Annotated in this window: 17 protein-coding genes; all 17 read right to left on the minus strand. The window is 74.1% G+C overall.

What is annotated here, in order from left to right; translation table 11 throughout:
• Window positions 1–15: 15 nt before the first annotated feature.
• On the minus strand, window positions 16–1320 hold the full coding sequence (locus tag JD79_RS17640) for a C-glycoside deglycosidase beta subunit domain-containing protein (protein WP_110006591.1): 1305 nt from the start codon (window positions 1318–1320) through the stop codon (window positions 16–18).
• On the minus strand, window positions 1317–2822 hold the full coding sequence (locus JD79_RS17645; RefSeq protein WP_110006592.1) for a GMC oxidoreductase: 1506 nt from the start codon (window positions 2820–2822) through the stop codon (window positions 1317–1319). The genes JD79_RS17640 and JD79_RS17645 overlap by 4 nt, the downstream gene beginning before the upstream one ends.
• Window positions 2819–4330, minus strand: a complete 1512-nt coding sequence (locus JD79_RS17650) for a GMC oxidoreductase (RefSeq protein ID WP_170149258.1) — start codon at window positions 4328–4330, stop codon at window positions 2819–2821. The genes JD79_RS17645 and JD79_RS17650 overlap by 4 nt, the downstream gene beginning before the upstream one ends.
• Complete coding sequence (locus JD79_RS17655) at window positions 4327–5358, minus strand: sugar phosphate isomerase/epimerase family protein (RefSeq protein WP_110006593.1); 1032 nt, start codon at window positions 5356–5358, stop codon at window positions 4327–4329. The genes JD79_RS17650 and JD79_RS17655 overlap by 4 nt, the downstream gene beginning before the upstream one ends.
• A 2-nt stretch (window positions 5359–5360) precedes the next feature.
• Window positions 5361–5765 carry a C-glycoside deglycosidase beta subunit domain-containing protein gene (locus tag JD79_RS17660; RefSeq protein ID WP_110006594.1) on the minus strand — a complete coding sequence of 135 codons (405 nt, stop codon included), beginning with the start codon at window positions 5763–5765 and terminating at the stop codon, window positions 5361–5363.
• Window positions 5765–6160: a C-glycoside deglycosidase beta subunit domain-containing protein gene (locus tag JD79_RS17665; protein WP_110006595.1), complete on the minus strand. Its 396-nt coding sequence runs from the start codon at window positions 6158–6160 to the stop codon at window positions 5765–5767. The genes JD79_RS17660 and JD79_RS17665 overlap by 1 nt, the downstream gene beginning before the upstream one ends.
• On the minus strand, window positions 6160–7167 hold the full coding sequence (locus JD79_RS17670; RefSeq protein ID WP_110006596.1) for a sugar phosphate isomerase/epimerase family protein: 1008 nt from the start codon (window positions 7165–7167) through the stop codon (window positions 6160–6162). Before JD79_RS17670 ends, JD79_RS17665 begins: the two co-directional genes overlap by 1 nt.
• A gap of 13 nt (window positions 7168–7180) precedes the next feature.
• The gene (locus JD79_RS17675) at window positions 7181–8407 is read right to left on the minus strand and encodes an ABC transporter ATP-binding protein (RefSeq protein WP_110006597.1); all 1227 of its coding nucleotides are present in this window, start codon (window positions 8405–8407) and stop codon (window positions 7181–7183) included.
• Between the two features lie 25 nt (window positions 8408–8432).
• Complete coding sequence (locus JD79_RS17680; protein ID WP_110006598.1) at window positions 8433–9320, minus strand: redoxin family protein; 888 nt, start codon at window positions 9318–9320, stop codon at window positions 8433–8435.
• Window positions 9317–9700, minus strand: a complete 384-nt coding sequence (locus JD79_RS17685; RefSeq protein ID WP_110006599.1) for a hypothetical protein — start codon at window positions 9698–9700, stop codon at window positions 9317–9319. The genes JD79_RS17680 and JD79_RS17685 overlap by 4 nt, the downstream gene beginning before the upstream one ends.
• A complete protein-coding gene (locus JD79_RS17690; protein ID WP_110006600.1) occupies window positions 9697–10692 on the minus strand; it encodes a sugar phosphate isomerase/epimerase family protein in 996 nt (331 codons plus the stop codon). The genes JD79_RS17685 and JD79_RS17690 overlap by 4 nt, the downstream gene beginning before the upstream one ends.
• A 1-nt stretch (window position 10693) precedes the next feature.
• On the minus strand, window positions 10694–11770 hold the full coding sequence (locus JD79_RS17695; protein WP_110006601.1) for a Gfo/Idh/MocA family protein: 1077 nt from the start codon (window positions 11768–11770) through the stop codon (window positions 10694–10696).
• 227 nt (window positions 11771–11997) lie between these two features.
• A complete protein-coding gene (locus tag JD79_RS17700; RefSeq protein ID WP_110006602.1) occupies window positions 11998–12831 on the minus strand; it encodes a carbohydrate ABC transporter permease in 834 nt (277 codons plus the stop codon).
• Window positions 12832–12844: 13 nt separating this feature from the next.
• Window positions 12845–13786, minus strand: a complete 942-nt coding sequence (locus JD79_RS17705; RefSeq protein ID WP_211308036.1) for a carbohydrate ABC transporter permease — start codon at window positions 13784–13786, stop codon at window positions 12845–12847.
• A 54-nt stretch (window positions 13787–13840) separates the two neighbouring features.
• Entirely contained in the window at window positions 13841–14950 is a 1110-nt protein-coding gene (locus JD79_RS17710) for an ABC transporter substrate-binding protein (RefSeq protein WP_211308037.1), read from the minus strand.
• A gap of 428 nt (window positions 14951–15378) precedes the next feature.
• Entirely contained in the window at window positions 15379–16647 is a 1269-nt protein-coding gene (locus tag JD79_RS17715; protein ID WP_211308038.1) for an ROK family transcriptional regulator, read from the minus strand.
• Between the two features lie 111 nt (window positions 16648–16758).
• Window positions 16759–18012, minus strand: coding sequence for an ROK family transcriptional regulator (locus tag JD79_RS17720; protein WP_170149259.1), 1254 nt, complete (start codon window positions 18010–18012; stop codon window positions 16759–16761).
• Between the last annotated feature and the right edge of the window lie 30 nt (window positions 18013–18042).

Genomic DNA, 18042 nt, shown 5'->3' on the forward strand with positions numbered 1-18042 from the left:
GGAACGGGGCACGGGTCAGCCGTGGCCCTTCTGCAGCGAGCGCAGCAGGGCGTGCTGTCGACGCACCTGGTCGCGGCCGCGGTAGGGCTCCCGCCGTCCCTCGTACTCGCTGGACAGCCAGCCGCTCCAGCCGGCGTCCTCCAGGGTCGGGACGATCTCGCCCCACGGGACGTGCAGGTCGTGCAGCGAGTCGTCGATCTCGAAGAACTTGGCCTGGATGAAGTGCGTGTGCGGCAGGACCTCGACGAGGTCGGACATGGGGACGCGCAGCGGGCGCAGCGGCGGCGGCACGTCCTCCTCGTCGTCCGTGCCGAGGCTCTCCGCGGCCTCGCGGACGACGGCGGTCTGGAAGATGCCGGTGTCGATGAGCAGCTTGAAGTGCTCGGTGCCGGTCTTCTCGATGAAGTCGACGTAGCCCTGGGTGACGGGGTGGTCGATCGGTGTCGGCGAGTGGATCTCCGGGCAGATGACGACGTCGAGGTCGGCGGCCAGGTCGAGCGAGCGCTCGACGACCTGCTCCCAGATGGGGTGCGGGTCGAGGTCCCAGGAGACGACGCCGAACTTCGGGCGCACCGAGGTGAAGCCGAGCTCCTTGGCCAGCCGCAGGTCCTGCTGGAGCTGCTCGGCGCCCTCCTCCGCGGTGAGGTCGCGGCCGTGGAAGCGGGTGGTGTCGACCCAGGAGCCGAAGTTCGTGGGCGTGAGGCCGTACCGGGCGACCAGCCCGTGCCAGGAGTCGATCCAGGCCGGGTCGGGCGACGGGTAGTCCGGCAGGTTGCCCTCACCGAGGATCTCGATGCCGGTGGCGCCGAGGTCGGCGATGTCGGCGAAGACGTCCTCGAGGGTCATCGACGTGTACACGTCGCCGGTGTAGCTGTAGGTCGAGACGCAGTACCGCAGGCCGCCGTCGGGCACCGGCGGGACGATCACGCCCGAGCCGGTGATCGCGAACTCCGACCGGGCGATCGGCGGTGGGAAGTACGAGCGCCGCAGGTAGACCGTCGCCTCGAGGCGGTGGACGCCGACGGACAGGCCGCCGGGCTTCGGCACGGTGATGGTGGCCGGCTCGTCGAGCTGCCAGCGGACGTCGGTCGAGGCCCGCAGCTCGTCGCGGGTGAAGGTGCGGCCCTGCAGCGTCCACAGCGGCACGTGGTCGGGGATCCGCTCGCCGTCGACGACGACCTCGATGCCGTCGAGGAGGCTGGCGGGGCCGCCGCGGTAGTTGGGGTTGCGCAGCCGGAAGGAGAAACCGGTGACCCGGCCGTCCTCGACGACGTTGCGGAAGCCCCGCCCCTGGATGATCGGGAACTCGAGCACGGTCATGCTCCTTCGCGGAGTCCGGTGGCCAGCGCCGTGGCCCCGCGCACGGCGAGGGCGACGCTGGTGAGGGTCGGGTTCATCGAGTTGGCGGTCGGGATCAGGCCGTTGCCGGCGAGCACGAGGCCGGGCACGCCCCACACCCGCGACCACGGGTCGCACACGCTGGTGCCGTCGTCGGTCTCGCCCATGCGGACGGTCCCCATGTAGTGCAGCGAGCTGCCGGCCGGCATGACCTTGGGCATCCCGTCGACGAACTCGCCGAGCGCGGCGGCGGCGCGGGCCTGGTGCTTGCGGGCCCGCTCGAAGTCCGCCTCCTCCAGGTCGGTGAGCTCGTAGGCGATGCGGATGCCGGGCAGGCCGTTCTCGTCGGGCGCGTCGTCCTCGAACGTGAGCCGGTCCTCCGGCCGGGGCCGCTTGCGGATGCCCCAGCCCATGCCGACGTAGCCCGCCGGGTTGTCGCGGAACCGGCTGCCCTCCGGCAGCGGCGCCGGCGAGACGGGGCTGAACATCATCTGCGCGGAGTACGGGTGTCCGTGCTCCTCGTCGAACGGGATCGCGATGATGGCCCGGATCGGGTCGACCGGCCCGGCGGAGTCCTCCCGCGGCGGCAGGACGTCCTCCCGCACCGCCACCACGCCGAAGAGCAGCGGGTGCTCGGTCAGGTACCGGCCCAGCGCCTCGGGGCGGATGCCGGAGGCCCACAGCAGCTGCGGGGTGCGCAGCGCGTCGGCGGCCAGGACGACGACGTCGGCCCGGACCTCCTCCTCCGCGCCGGTGCGCAGGTCGCGCAGCACGGCGCCGACGGCGCGGTCGCCGTCCCGGAGCACCCGCACGCACAGCGTCTCGGGGCGCAGGGTGAACCTGCCGTCGTCGGGCACGCCGTCGAGGACGACGTCGGTGCCGCTCCACCGCAGGGAGCCGTCCGCCCGGGGGTCGGCGGCCACCGGCAGGGGGCGCACCGTGATGCCGTCGGGCGCGAACTCGTCGCGGATCCGCTCCAGGATCGCCGCGGCCTGGGGCGCGCCGTCGAAGGACGGCCGGTGGACGTGCAGCAGCGACTCCGCGACGGCGAGGAGCTGCTCCCAGTCCGCGTCCTCGATGAAGGGGACGCGCTCCGGCCCGGTGGGGGCGGGCGTGGCGCAGGTCCAGTGCACGCCCTGGCCGCCGACGCAGGTCGCGCCGGCCGCCGCGGGCATGCCCGGTGAACCGTCGGCGGCCCGGCCGATGAGGTGGGTGCCCTGCCGCGCGGTGATCGTCCCCTCGACGACCACGCCGCCCGGGATGCCGGAGACGCCGCTCTCGTGCGACCGGCCCTGCGAGGCCAGTCGCGCCGCCGCCTGCTCCTCCGGGTCCGGGACGTTCTTGACGTTCATGCCGAGCGGCCGGGTCACGACCGGCCCCGCCTCGACCATGAGGACGTCGACGTCCGGGACCTGCTCCAGGAGCAGCCGGGCGTAGGTGGCTCCGGTCGGCCCGCTGCCGACGACCAGTACTCGGGGGGTCATGCGTGCGCCTCCTCGGCGACGGGGGTGGCGGCCAGCGAGGCGGCCAGGGACCGGGCGGTGAGGACGCCGAGCGCGACGGCGGTCAGGGTGGGGTTGCAGGCGGTCGCGGTCGGGATGACGTTGTTGCCGCCGACGTACAGGTTCTCGGTGCCCCACACCCGGCCGGTCGGGTCGCAGACGCTCGTGCCGTCGTCGGCCCTGCCCATCCGGGTCGTGCCGAGGTAGTGCAGCGAGCTGCCGGGCGGCATGACGAACGGGTCGCCGAGCGGCCGGCCCAGCGCCCGGGCCGCCTCCGCGATCTCGGTCTTGGCCGCCTCGATCGACGCCGTGTCGGCGGCGCTCAGGGCGTAGTCGACCCGGATGGCCGGCAGGCCGTGGGCGTCGGTGGCGTCGTCGTCGAACCAGACCCGGTTGTCCGGCGACAGCTCCTTCCTGCAGAACCAGCCGAGGCCGACGACCTGCCCCGGCCGCACGGTCACGCCGGGGTCCAGGGGCACCGGCGAGGCGTCCATCTGCATGACCTGGCCGTGGAAGGGCCGGTCGGCGGCGTAGGGCACCCAGGAGACGCCGGAGACGGGGACGATCGCCCCGCCGCCGGGTGCGGCCGCGGCGGTCACCGGGAGGGCGGTGTCCACGGGGGCGTCCTCCGGGACGTACCGCTCGTCCAGCACCGACGCCGCCATGATCTGCGGGTGCTCGGTCAGGTACCGGCCGAGCGCCTCGGGTCGCACACCCGAGGCCCACAGCAGCTGGGGGGTCCGCCAGGCGTCGGCGGCCACCACCACCGCGCGGGCGCCGACCTCCGACCGCTCCCCCGAGGCCAGGTCGACCACCTCGACCCCGGTCACCCGGTCGCCGTCGAGCAGGAGCCGCCGCGCCAGCGTCCCGGTGCGCAGCTCCACGCCGGGCCGCTGCCACAGGTCGCCCGCGATGATCGCGGGCCCGGTCCAGTGCAGGGCGCCGTCCTCCCCCACGGTCACGGCGACCGGCATCGCGCCCACCGGCCGGCGGTGCGGCCGGTCGAACAGCTCGCCGAGCACCCGCTGCACCGCGCCGGTCAGCGGCGCCCGGTCGAAGGCGTGCGTGGTCACCGCCAGCAGCTCCTCGGCCCGCGCGAGCGCCTCGTCGAGGACGGCGGGCTCGACGCAGTCGGGCACCTCGTCGTCGACCGGGCGCGGGCAGGCCGCGGTCCAGTGCGCGCCCATCCCGCCGACGTTCGTCGACATGGCCGCGTTGGGCATCGACGCGGCGCCGATCAGCGCGGTGCCCGGACGGGCCGGCGTGCCGCCGGGCAGCGGCGCCGGTCCGGTGGCGAGACCGGCGAGCAGCCGGTCGCGCTCGTCGACGTCGGCGATGTTCTTCACGTGCCCGCCGGCGGTGTCGCCGAGGGCCTCACCGGCCTCGAGCACCAGCACCCGCAGGCCGCTGCCGGCGTCGGACAGCTCGCGCGCGACCGCCGTCCCCACCGGGCCGGAGCCGACGACGACGACGTCGTACGACCCGCTCACCGGGCCACCACCGAGGCCTCGGCCTCGAGCAGCCGCCTGAGCATGTCGTGCTGGGCGCGGACCTGGTCGAAGGCGTCGTGGCGGTCGCTGTACGCGTGCGCCTCGTACTCGCTGGAGACGAAGCCGGTGTAGCGCTGCTCGACCAGCACGCGGGCGACCGTCGGCCAGTCGATGGACGGGTCGGTGAGACCGTCGGGCCCCTCCACGATCCCGTAGAACTTGCCGTGCACGTGCACCACGTGGGGGAAGAAGTCGGCCCAGCGCTCGGGCTCCATCTTCCCGTGCATCGTGAAGAGCATCTTGAGGTTGCCGACCTGCGCCGGGCTCGCGCCCGCCTCGGCGGCCCGCCGCTCCAGCTCGGGGAACTTGGCCACGGTCGGGCCGGGCTCGGCCCACAGCTGCTTGGTCATGGCCGTCAGCTCCGGCGAGATGCCGGCGGCGCGGTGGGCGTCGTCGACGGCCTCCGGGATGGCCCGCATGCTGGAGCTCATGTCGGGGATGAACCCCAGCCACGGGGTGTCCAGCCGGACGAAGAGCTCCTTGAGCGCGGCCACCGGCGGCGCCTCGACGGTCAGCGGCGCGTGGATCTCGACGCCGATGCCCACGCCGAGCTCCTCGGCCAGGGGCAGGAGCCGCTCCAGGATCGCCGGGCTCGTCTCGACGCCCACCCGGGTGACGGGGAAGCCCAGCGCCGCGGCCCCGCGGACCTGGACGGCCACGTACTCGTAGGACTCGTCGTCGGTCAGCAGCCGGCCCGGGTAGAGCCCGAGGTCGTTGTTGATGGCCAGGCAGGAGGGGGTGAGGCCGGAGGACTCGATCACGCCGCGGACCTCGCGGACGGCGGCGTCGTCCAGCCGCGGCCAGCCGCGCAGGCTCTGGAAGGCGACCATCTCCAGGCCGGGGCCCAGGTCGCGCGCCGCCACCTCGGCCACCAGCGAGGCGAAGTCGCGGCCGGGCTTGCGCTGCTCCAGGGAGAGGCTGAACAGGGTGGTGCCCAGGCGCGGCAGGCCGGGCGCGGTGTCGGTCATCGTCAGGCTCCCGCCGCGGTGAGGGTCTTGTCGGTGAGGCTGGGCGCCACCAGGGGCACCCGGTCCGGGCCGGTGAGGATGTACGGGATCGACAGCCCGAGGAGCAGCCGCACGCGGTGCTCGCGCCCGGGGGCGGTCTCCACGGGCACGTGCAGCACGACCGGGTCGGTGGTGAACCAGTACTCGTCGCCCTTCTCCGCCAGCGCGGCGAAGGGGTGGCGCTGCCCGTTCACGGTGACCGACAGCGAGGAGGGCTCGATGCGCTGCCCGTCCACGGTCAGGTCGACGCGGGCCAGCGAGGGCAGCGGCAGTGCCCGGTACCAGTGCGAGTAGACGGCGATGTCCAGGCCGTCGGGCGTGGCGGTGAGCGAGTCGGCGCGCACCACCTGGTCGTCGAGGGGTCCCATCAGATCTCCTGGGCAGCGAGGGTCAGGCGCTTGGCGTCCCGGCCGCCGCCGGGCACGGGCATGTACGAGATCCGCAGCCGGACGGCGACGGCCACCTCGTGCTCGCCGGGTGCCAGCGGCTCGTCGGTCTCGAAGGCGAGCTGCGCCCGCTCCCCCATCTCCCAGCGGTCGTCGGTGGTGCGCGGCAGCTGGTCGAAGCGGTAGGTGTTGCCGTGCACCGTGAACGTGGTGCGCCCGGCCGGCACGGGCCGGCCGTCGAGGACGAGGTCGACGGCCTCGACCATCGACAGCGCCAGGCCCCGGTAGTAGGGCATCCGCACCTCCACGACGCCGCCGGTGCGGCCGTCGTCGAGGGCCCGGAAGCCCTCCTCGCAGACGATGTACCTGTCGAACATCAGGCGTCCTCTCCGGTGGGCTCGCCGAGCAGGCGGGCGAACATGGCGTGCTGGCGGCGGACCTGCTCGACGCTGTCCACGGGGAAGGCGTCCTGGACGTGGCGGTTGCCCTCGTACTCGCTGGACAGGTGGCCGTCGAAGCCGCCCTCGACCAGCACCGGGACGATCCGGTCGTAGGGGATCGAGTACTCGACCTCGTCCGGGGTCATCTCGTAGAACTTCGCCTGGATGTGCCCGATCAGGGGCATGTGCTCGAGCATCGCCTTGGGGTCGGACCAGATGTAGTGCGTCGCCTGGCGGGCCAGGCCGAAGTCGACCGGGCCGCCGCCGCGGTAGTTGACGACGTCCATGAGGGCGTGGGTGTCGCCGTGGTCGTCGTAGGTCCTGGTGATCAGGTCGACCAGCTCGGGCTTGGCGCCGTCGCGCAGCGCCCGCTCGGAGACCACCCGCGGGAAGCGCTCGACGTAGGTGCCCATGTCGGGCATCAGGCCCAGCGCGGGCGACCCGGTGCGGTACATGACCTCGAGGTGCTCGAGGATCCAGGGGTGCCCGTAGTGGAAGGGCGCATGCACCTCCAGCAGCAGCCGGACGCCCTTCTCCTCGGCGTAGGGCGCCGCCTCCTCCATGACCTCCGGAGGGGTGTTGATGATCGCCCGCACGATGGTCGCGCCCAGCCGGACGGCGACGTCGACGTCCCGGCAGACGGAGGCGACCTGCTCCTCGCGCGTCAGCCACCGGTCGGGGTGCAGCTTGGTGTCGAGGAAGAGGTCGGTCGCGACCGGCGTCGTCCCGTACCGCTCCATCCACGCCGACCACTGCTCGACGAACTCGTCGGTGACCTGCGGGAACCCCGGGATCATCTGCTCGGGGATGATCTCGATGCCCCGTGCGCCGATCTCGCCGGCGACGCGGATGCAGTCCTCGACGGACATCGTGCGGAGGAAGTACTCCTCCTGGAACGAGTAGAGGCTGACGCCCCGCTTGATCTGGTGTGCCGGCGTGGTCACGGTGCTCTCCCGGTCAGGCGGTCGCCGCGGCCAGGCGCGGCGACCGGGGGGCGATGGCCTGTCCGGTGGACAGGTCGAAGAAGTGCAGGGCCGACGGCGGGACGGCGAACTGCGCGCGGGTCCCCTCGCGGACCGCGGTGGTGCCGGCCAGCCGGGCGTGCAGCACCGAGCCGCGGCCCAGTGCCCGCAGGTCCTCGGCGGCGGCCTGGTCGATGTCGGCGGCGATCTCCAGCGTCGCCTCGGTGACCACCGGCTCGGCGTCCACCCGCAGGTGGACCAGCTTCTCCGGCGGCAGGTTCTCCACCAGCTCGACGTCGGCGAGCAGCCGCGGCCACGAGGGGTCCGCGGTGGCCGGGTCGCGCAGCGCCTCGGGGCGCAGTCCCAGGGCCACCGGGGTGGCGTGCGCGCCGGCGAGCGCGGGATAGGCGTCCAGCGTGCCGGCCGGGAGGGCCAGGCGCTGGGAGCCGAGGACGAGCTCGTGCCCGGCGCCGGTGCGGGTCACCGTGGCGCTCATGACGTTCATCGGCGGGGAGCCGATGAACTCGGCGACGAAGAGGTTGGCCGGCGACTCGTAGAGCTCGTCGGGGGTGCCCAGCTGCTGCAGGAGGCCCTTGCGCAGGACCGCGATGCGGTCGCCCATCGTCATGGCCTCGACCTGGTCGTGCGTGACGTACAGGGTGGTGGTGCGGTACTCCCGCTGCAGGCTGCGGATCTCCGCGCGCATCTGGCCCCGGAGCTTGGCGTCGAGGTTCGACAGCGGCTCGTCCATGAGGAACGCCTGGGGCTGGCGCACGATGGCCCGGCCCATCGCGACGCGCTGGCGCTGGCCGCCGGAGAGCGCCTTCGGCTTGCGGTGCAGCAGGTCGGTGAGACCGAGGGCCTCGGCGGCACGCGCGACGCGCTCCTTCGTCTCCTCCTTGGAGACACCGGCGCAGGCCAGCGGGAAGGCGATGTTCTCGCGCACCGACATGTGCGGGTACAGCGCGTAGTTCTGGAAGACCATCGCGATGTCGCGCTGCGACGGGTGCACCTCGTTGACCACGCGGTCCCCGACCAGCAGCCGGCCGTCGGAGATCTCCTCCAAGCCCGCGGCCATGCGCAGTGCGGTGGTCTTGCCGCAGCCGGAGGGCCCGACGAGGACGAGGAACTCGCCGTCGGCGATGGCCAGGTCGAGCTCGGAGACGGCCTGGGTCCCGTCCGGGTACCGCTTGGTGATGCGGTCGTAGGTGATCGATGCCATGACAGCTCCTGGGAGGTGGGGGGACTCAGGACGGGGATGCGGTCTGCCTGCGGAAGTCGACCCAGCCGGGCAGCTCCCAGGGGCGGGTCAGCGCCTCGCGCAGCCGGGCGGCGAGGTCGTCGGCGTCGGGCAGCGGCGAGCTGCGGCCGTCGGCGCGGGCGTAGACGCGGCAGGTGAGGGCAGGCGGCGCGTCCACCGGGAACAGGTCGCGGCGGCCGACCTGGAACGTGGGCGACCCCGGGAAGCCCAGGCGTGCGGCCTCCTCCCGGGAGCGCACCTCGCGCTCGGCGACGTGCACCTCTCCCCTGCCGAGGTCGTCGAGAACGCGCCGGAGGAGGTCGGCGGCCTGCCCGTGGGTCGGGCAGCCGGCCCACCAGAGCAGCTCGACGCGCCACTTGACCGAGCAGCCGGCCGGTGAGGTGACCGGCCGGGCGACCTCGCGGCCGGCCAGCACGTCGGCCAGCGCGGCCCGCAGCCAGGCGGCGTCCTGCGCCGGGTCGTCGTGGTCGCCGTCGGGCGCGCCGGAGTAGCGGAGGACGCCGTCCCGGTCGACGACGAAGACCTCGGGCGTGGCGGTGGCGCCCCACGCGCGGGCGGCGGACTGCTCGGCGTCGCGGAGGAAGGGGCCGGCCACCTCGCCGGCGGCGACGCGGGCCCGCATGCCGTCGACGGAGTCCTCGGGGTGGTCGGTCTCGTCGTTGCTCACCACCTGGACGACGGCGACGTCGCGGTCGGCCCAGTCCCGGGCGACGGCCTGGATCCGGTCGTGCCAGGCGCGGGCGTACGGGCAGCCGTTGGCGGTGAAGACGACGACCGACGCCGCGTGCGCCGCCGGGTCGAGCCGGACGACGACGCCGTCGGTGTCGGGCAGGGCGAGCGGCGGCGCGGGGTCGCCGACGGTGAGCCGGGTCATCGGGCGGTCGCCTCCGTGCGGACGGTGGCGCGCTGCACGAGCGGCACGCCGGGGGCCTGCTGGATGTAGGGGATGCGCACGGCGAGGGCGACCTCGACCACGTGCGCCGCGCCGGGCGTGCCGGCGGTGTCGAGGGCGGCGTCGAGGGTGTCCCGGAGGTCCCACCAGGCCGCGGACGCGGCCGCGTCGGCGAGCGAGCCGGTGAAGCCGCCGACGGCGAGCGCGCGGACGGCCACCGGGGCGCCGTCCACCGTGACGTCCAGCGACTCGAGGCAGGAGACCGGCAGCGAGCGGTACCAGGGCAGGTGCACCGCCACGGTCAGCCGGCCGTCGCGGACCGCCAGCGCGTCGGGGCGCAGGGTCCCCTCGGTCATCGTCACGCGGGCACCGCCGTCCGGGCTGCGGCCAGCTCGGTCAGGAGCGCGACGTGGGCGGTCGTGACGGCCACCGCGTCGGCGTCGGCGCGCTCGAGCAGCTCGTGGCCGCCCCACTCGCTGAGCAGGGCGCCGGTGTAGCCGGCCGCGCCCAGTGCCGCGAGCCAGGCGCCGTGCGGAGCGCGCACGGTCTCGACGTCGGGGTCCCAGAACTTGGCGTGCGCGTGCCGGACCAGCGGGAGGAGGTCCGCCCACGCGGCCGGCGTGGAGCGGCCGCACCGGCCGAGGACCCCCGCGACGAGGATCGACAGCTCCTCCCGCCGCGGGTGCCCGGCGAGGGCCGCGAGCGCGGTGCCGATGCGGGCTCCCGCCGGCCCGTCCTGCGCCCAGGCGGCGTGCACGGCGGCGACGCCGTCGGCGTCGAGTCCGAGCCGCCGCAGGGCGGTGCCGAGCGCGTCCGGCAGCGCCGGGGTCGTCAGGCTGCTGTCGAGCGTGAGGCCCAGGTACGGGCTGCCGGTCGACCGCTGCAGCTCGGCCACCTCGAGGACGGCCGGGGCGTCGGGCGGGGTGGCGCCCTGCACCTCGAAGGTGAGGACGACGCCGAGCCGCTCGGCCTCCGCGGCCACCCGACGCAGCAGCGCGCTGCCCATCCCGAGGGTCGCGCGGACCGCGCCGAAGCCGAGCCGCGCCGCGGCCTCGAGCTGGGGCCGGACGTCGTCGAGGGCCTCGTCGTCGGTCATCGGGCGGCCGGGACGGCGGAACAGGTCGGTGTAGACCCCGAGCGCGGCCGGCACGAGGCCCAGCCGGTCGACCGCCGCGCGGAACGCCCGCTCCTCGCGGGGGTCCACCGCCGGGAAGCCCCGCCACGCCTGGTGGCCGACGACCTCGACCGCCGGGCCGCACCCGGCCGCGGCGACCCGCTCGAGCAGGCCGGGCAGGTCGGCACCGGCGCGCCAGTCGGGCGTCAGCGAGAACAGCGTGGTCCCCAGCACGACCATCTCAGCCGACCTCGACCCAGCTGCGGGTGCGCGAGGACTCGAGGACGGCCTCGGTGAGCCGCGCGGCGCGCAGGCCGTCGGCGAAGGTGGGCAGGCCGTCCGGGCGTTCCCCGGCGAGGGCTGCGTAGGTGTCGGCGACGAAGGCGTCGAAGCAGTCCTGGTAGCCCTGCGGGTGCCCGGACGGGACGACGCTGTAGCGGGCTGCCGCCGGTCCCTCGCCGGCCCCGCGCAGCAGCTGCCGGTTGACCTCGCGGCCGCCGATCCACAGCGAGTCGGGGTGCTCCTGGTCGAAGCACAGCGACTCGGCCGCCGCGTCGACGGAGAACCACAGCCGGTTCTTCCGCCCCTGGCTGACCTGGCTCACCGTGAGGTTGCCGAAGGCACCCCGGTCGGTCTCGAACAGCACCAGCGCGGCGTCCTCGGTGGCGACCGGGCGGCCGCCCCGCTCGGGGACCACGGTGGCGGTGCGGGCGGCGAGTCGGGTGATGCGGTGACCGGCGACGAACTCGACCAGGTCGCACCAGTGGACGCCGATGTCGGCGAAGGCCCGCGACGCCCCTCCGGCGGCCGCGTCGACCCGCCAGTCGTCGTCGCCGTCCTCGGCCAGCCAGTCCTGGAGGTAGGAGCCGTGCAGGAGGCGCACCGGCCCGGCCGTCCCGTCGGCGACGCGGGCACGCGCCTCGCGGACGGTCGGGTAGAAGCGGTAGACGAACGGCACCGTGGCGGTCACCCCGGCCTCGGCGGCCAGCGTGACCAGCTCGGCGGCCTCGGCGGCGTCGACGGCCAGCGGCTTCTCGCAGACCACGTGCTTGCCGGCGGCGATCACCGCGCGCACCAGCGGGGCGTGCGCCGCGTTCGGGGTGCACACGTGCACCACGTCGACGTCGTCGGCGGCGAGCAGCTGCTCCACGGTGTCGGTCGGGTACTCCGCGCCGATCCGCTCGCCGCCGGCGCGCGAGGACTCCGGGGTGGACCCGACCACGCGGGAGACCGTCCCGCCCGCCCGGCGGACCGCCCGGGCGTGGACGGTGCCCATGAAGCCGGCCCCGACGATGCCGGCCCGGATCCGATCGCCCACGGAGGTCTCCTTCGGTCGAGTGTTCGTCACTTGCGTGACCTGGACTACATACTTCTTCCGAGAGTCGGAGAAAGTCAACGCTGCGGGGGCGTGCCCGTGCTGATGCCGGGCATCGGTCCGGGTGATGGAGCAGTGCGTCGGGGCGCGGCCCCGGTCCCCCCGCGCGGCCGGTCCTCCCGCGCGGCCGGTCCTCCCGCGCGGCGGTGGGCGCGGGAGGACCGCGGGACCTACTTGATGCCGCCGGCGAAGCCCTGGATGAACTTCTTCTGCGCGAAGAGGTAGAAGGCCAGGATCGGCACCATCGAGATGATCACGATGGCGAAGATCTTGTTCCAGGCGGAGACCAGCGAGCCGACGTAGTAGTACATCGACACCGGCAGCGTCTGGCTGTCCGAGCCGCCCAGGAAGATCAGTGCGGAGAAGAAGTCGTTCCAGACGATCAGCCCGGTGAGGATCGCCACCGTGCCGGTGGCCGGCGCCATGAGCGGCAGCACGACGCGGAAGAAGACCCGCGCCGGGCTCGCGCCGTCCAGCGCCGCGGCCTCCTCGTAGTCACGCGGGAGGTTGCGGAAGAACCCGGCGTAGAGGAAGACCGCCAGCGGCATCAGCGTGCCGACGTAGAGGACGACCATCCCCCAGAGGGAGCCGACCAGGCCGACCTGCCGGGCGCCGATGTAGAGCGGGATGAGGCCCAGCTGCGTCGGCAGGACGATGGCGACGAGGAACAGGTAGAAGGCGACGCTCCCCCACCGCCGGGTGGTGCGCGCCAGCACGTACGCGGCGAGGGAGCCGAAGGCCACCAGCCCCGCGATGCTCCCCACGGTGATGACCACGCTGTGCAGCAGGGCCATCAGGATGTTGTTGTCGCCGCCCGCGGTGAGCACCTCGGCGAAGTTGCCCACGGTCGGCCGGCTCGGCGGCGCGGACGTGCCGGTCGTGAGCAGCTCCTCGTCGGGCTTCAGGGCCGTGATGACCAGGAAGTAGAACGGCAGCAGCGTGAGCAGGGCGGCGATCCAGACGATCGCCTCGCGCAGCGCCGTCGCCTTCGTGTAGCGGAACATCGAGCCAGCCCCTTCAGGAACGATCCCGGGTGACCGCCTGCTGCAGCACCGAGAAGACGAGCATGATCACGGTCAGCAGGAGGGCCAGCGCGGCGCCGTAGCCGAAGTTGCTCAGCGCAAAGGTCTCCTTGTAGACCTGCGTGGCCAGCGTCTCGGTGGCGCCGGCGGGACCGCCGCCGGTGAGCGCCATGACCTGGTCGAACACCCGCAGGCCCTGGATGAGCATCAGGGTCGAGGCGATGGCGATCGAGGGGCGGACCGACGGCACGGTGATGTGCCGGAAGCGCCGCCAGGTGCTCGCCCCGTCGAGGGCCGCGGCCTCCTCGATCTCCGGCGGCACGGTGGCCAGGCCGGCGAGGTAGATGACCATGACCATGCCGGTGGTCTGCCACGCCATGACGACCAGCACGGCCCACAGGGCCAGCGTCGGGTCGGCCAGCCACGTGCGCGGCTCCATGCCGACCCAGCCGAGGACGTCGTTGAGCGGGCCGTTGAAGTCGAAGATGAACTTCCAGACGTAGGACACGGCCAGCGGGCTGAGCACCACCGGCATGAAGAACAGCACCCGGAGCAGGTAGCGGGTCTTCAGCGTGCGGTTGAGCGCCAGCGCCAGCAGCAGCCCCACGACGTTGGTGAGGACGAGGAAGCCGAACGCCAGGAACAGCGTGTTCTTCAGCGACCCGATCGACGCGGGGTCCTCGAGGATCCGCCGGAAGTTGTCGAGGCCGACGAAGTCGAAGTCGCCGATCCCCGTCCAGTTGGTGAACGCGTAGAGGGCGCCGCCGGCGGTGGCCAGGTAGTGGATGAGCAGCACCGCGAGGATGGCCGGCAGTGCCCACCACCAGCGGCCGTAGGTGATCAGTGGCCGGCTGCGCCGGGAGCGGGCGGGGCGCCCGCTCCCGGCGGCCGGGACCGTGCCCCGGACGACCGGACCGGTGTCCTGCGGAGTACCCATGGTTGCGGTCATCGTCAGTCCCTTGGTCGGTCGGTCCGGGAGTGGGGATCGGCCTTACTGGTCCCAGGCCTGGTCGACGCCCTGGAGCACCGAGTCGATGTCGCCCTGTCCGGCGATCAGGCCCTGGACCCCCGTGGCCAGGGCGTCGTAGACGCCCGGGTTGGGCCAGCTCAGGTTGGGCAGCGGCGCGTAGCTGCCGGACTCCAGGAGCTCCCGCACCGGCTCGAACACCGGGTTGAGGTTCTCGTCGGGACCGGTGATCGCGACGCCGCCCTGGATCTCGGTGAACCGGGCGGCGTTCTCCGGCTCCGCCATCCAGGCCAGGAACTCCTGCGCGGCCTGCTTCTGCGGGTCCTCGGCGGCGGCGTTGATGCTCAGCGCGTAGTTGGAGGAGGCCAGCAGGTAGGGCTCGCCACCCTCGGCCGGCGGGAAGGGCTGGACCTCGAGCGCCAGCCCCGGCGTCGCGTTGTTGAGCTCGTTGGCCGCGGAGCCCGGGAGGAAGCCGCCCAGCGAGGTGCCCTGGGTCATGCCCTGGGTGATGGCGTCGAAGCCGGCACCCGCGGCGCCCTGCTGGAAGCAGCCGGCCTCGTTCATGTCGACGACCGTCTGCAGGGTCTCCTGCCAGCCCTCGCTGTCGGCGAAGGAGACGTCGCCGGCCGCACGCTGCTCGTTCCAGTCCGGGGTCTCGGCGTACACCCGCGTCGCGGAGATCGCCATGGCCATCAGGCCGGGGTTGGGCGGGACCGAGCCGGCGACGACGAACATCGACTTGCCCTCGTCGGCCAGCGGGCCACAGGCGTCGATGAGCCCGTCGGAGTTCTCGGGGATCTCCACGCCGGCGTCGGAGGCGGCCGTCGGGTTCCAGGTCATGCCGACCGGGATGAGGTTGGTCGGCTGGGCGTACACCTCGCCGTCGATGCCGTACAGGGACTCGCTGCCCTCCGGGACCAGCGCCGCGGACTCCTCCCCCAGCGGCTCGAGCAGGTTCGCCTCGGCCAGCGGGAGGACGGCGTTGGCCTGCCCCGCACCGGGCGAGAACATCATGAGGTCGGGCGCGTTGCCGCCCTGCAGCTGCGTGCGGATGGTCAGGCCGTAGCTGTCCGGGGGCAGCGGCTGCGTCTCGATCTGGACACCGGTCTCCTCCGAGTACTGCTCGGCCAGCACGGTCCACGGGTTCTCGGCGCCGCCGCTGGCGTTCTCGAAGGCGAAGCTGAAGCTGTCCGCCGGACCGCCGGAACCGCCGGAGCCGCCCGAGCCGGTGTCGTCGCTCCCCCGCCGCAGGCGGCGAGGGTCAGCGCGCCCAGGGCCGGCAGGGCGAGGAGGACACCGGTGCGGCGGAGCCCCCGGTGGCGATGCTGGGTCATGTGGTGCCTCTCTTCACGTGTCCGGGGACCGGACGACGACTGCGACGGTGGTTCCGAGCGCCGCGTCCGGTCCGAGTCGGATCCCGTCCGCGTGATGGCAACCACATACTTCTGCCAGCCAGCGGAGGAAGTCAATGCAACCTGGACGTAACGCTGGTGATGCGGCACATCAGCCGCAGTGATGACGCAGACCACACCGCAGGTCGCCGGCGAGCGGCCGCGCACGGCTCAGGCCGGTACGCGCTCCGGGGCGGCGGCGAGCTCCGGGCGACCGGACGGGGACCCGGCGGGCAGCCAGCGGGCCAGCCGCTCGGGCGTGAACAGGTTGTCCAGGGCGAGGTGCACGGCGCCGGCCAGCCCGGCGGCCTCCCCCAGCACCGACGGCTCGATGCGCAGCGTGCGCGTGGCCAGCGGCAGCGACCGCCGGTAGACCGACTCGCGGATCGCCGCCAGCACGTGGTCGCCGGCATGCACCACGCCGCCGCCGAGGACGACCAGGCCCGGGTTGTAGAAGCTGACCAGGGTGGCCAGCGTGCCGCCGACCAGGCGCCCCGCCCGGGCGAGCATGGCGCGGGCCGCGGGGTCACCGCGCTCGGCGGCGGCGGTGACGTCGGCCGCGGTCAGGTCGCCCGTCGCGGCGAGGACCTCGGCCATCCCGGGGCTGGCGCCGCTCTCGGCCAGCCGGCGCCCGTCGCGGGCGAGGGCCGCGCCTCCGGCCACCGCCTCGAGGCAGCCGACGTTCCCGCAGCGGCAGATGACCGCGTCGGCCTCGGCGACCGCCACGTGGCCGATGTCGCCGGCACACCCGTTGACCCCGCGGTGCAGCCGCCCGCCGGAGACCAGACCGGCGCCGATGCCGGTGCCGATCTTCAGGTACAGCAGGTCACCGGCCCTCGCCGCGGCCGGGTTGGTGCGCAGCTCCCCGAGCGCGAGCACGTTGACGTCGTTGTCCACCCAGACGGGGACGGCGAACCGGCCGGACAGCCGCTCCCGGATGGGGTGGCCGTCCCAGCCGGGCATGATCGGCGGCGCCACCGGCCGGGAGGTGGCGAACTCCACCGGGCCCGGGACACCCACGCCGATCGCCCACAGCGGCGGCGGGTCGGCGAGCCCGGCGAGCAGCCGATCGACCAGCTCCTCCACCCGGCCGAGGACGACGTCGGGGCCGTCGGCGACGTCGACCTGCTCGTGCACCTGCGCCACCACCCGGCCGGAGAGGTCGGCGAGACCGACCGCCATGCCGGTGGCACCGATGTCGGCACCGGCGACCAGCCCGGCGCGGTCGCGCAGGCGGAGCAGGCGGGGCGCCCGCCCGCCGTTGGACGGCCCGAGCCCGTCCTGGACGACGAGGCCGGCGGCCTCCAGGTGGGCCACCCGCTGGGCCACCACGGTGCGGCCGAGGCCGACGCGCTGGGCGAGCCGGGACTGGGTGATGCCGTTGTCGCTGCGGATGGCGTCGAGGACGGCCACCAACCCGTCCATCCGCTCAACGGACACCGGTCACTCCGTGCCCGCACCGGGTGCTCGCGCTCATCGACGCAGCGTAGCGGGACTTTCGTCCATCTGCGGAAGAAGAACGGCCTCAGTCGGCCGAAGTGGCCCGTCCGCTCAGGCGGGGAGGTCCTCGGCGAGCGGGGCACCGCTCCGGGCGTCGAGGACCGCCGGGAGGTGTTCGGGGCTGAACAGCTCCCCGAGGGCGAACTCCACGGCTCCCGTGATGCCGGCGATCTCCTGGTCGAACGCCGAGGGCTCGATCCGCAGGTCCCGGGTGGCCGCCGGCAGGGCGGACCGGTAGATCTCCTCGCGGATCGCGGCCAGGACGTGGGCGCGGGCCCGCGCGATCCCGCCGCCGACCACCACGAGGTCGGGGTCGAACACGTTGACCAGGGTCGCCAGGCTCCGGCCGATCAGGGTGGCGCTGCGGTGCAGGAGGGCCCGGGCGGCGGCGTCGCCCCGGCCCGCGGCCTCGGTGACGTCGACGGGCCGGATCCGGCCGGTGCGCTCGAGGACCTCGGCGAGGGCGGGGCTCTGCCGCGTCTCGGCCAGCAGCCGGCCGTCCCGGACCAGCGCCGCGCGCCCGGCGACGGCCTCCAGGCAGCCCGTCCGCCCGCAGTGGCAGACGACGTCCCCCGCACCGGGGACCGGCATGTGGTCGATGGCGCCGGCCAGGCCGTGCGCGCCGCGGTGGATCCGGCCGCCGACCACGACCGCCGCGCCGATCCCGTAGCCGCCGCCGAGGTAGACCATGTGCTCCGACGCCGCGGCGACCGGGTTGACCCGCCGCTCGCCCAGGGCCGAGAGGTTGGTCCGGTTGTCCACCCAGACCGGGACGCCGAACCGCTCCGCCAGCTGCTCCCTGGTCGGGTGCCGACTCCAGTCCGGCAGGGTCGGCATCGTCACCCGGACGCCGCTGTCGTGGGCGACGGGTCCGGGCATGCCCACGCCGAAGGACCAGAGGCTCCGGCGGGCGCCGACCTCGTCGACGAGCTCGCCGGCCAGCCGCGTCACGGCCTCGACGACCGGTTCCGGGCCCCACACGACCTCGATCTCCTGCTGCCGGGTCGCGAGGATGCCGCCGGCGAGGTCGGCCACGCCGACGACGAGCTCGTTGGTCGCGATGTCGGCGCCGAGGACGTAACCGGCCTCGGCGTGCAGCCGCAGCCGGCGCGGCGCACGGCCACCGGTCGACGGGCCGAAGCCGTCGGAGACGACCAGACCCGCGGACTCCAGCTCGGCGACGCGCTGCGCGACGACGCTGCGGCCCAGGCCCACCCGGTCGACGATCTGCGGCTGGGTCACATCCGCCGAGCCGCGGACGACCTCGAGCACCGCGGCCAGGCCCGTGTAGCGGTCACTCGGCACGACTGCGTTCCCTCCCAGGTCCGGACTGCA

The organism is Geodermatophilus normandii, assembly GCF_003182485.1.
Taxonomy (GTDB): Bacteria; Actinomycetota; Actinomycetes; order Mycobacteriales; family Geodermatophilaceae; genus Geodermatophilus; species Geodermatophilus normandii.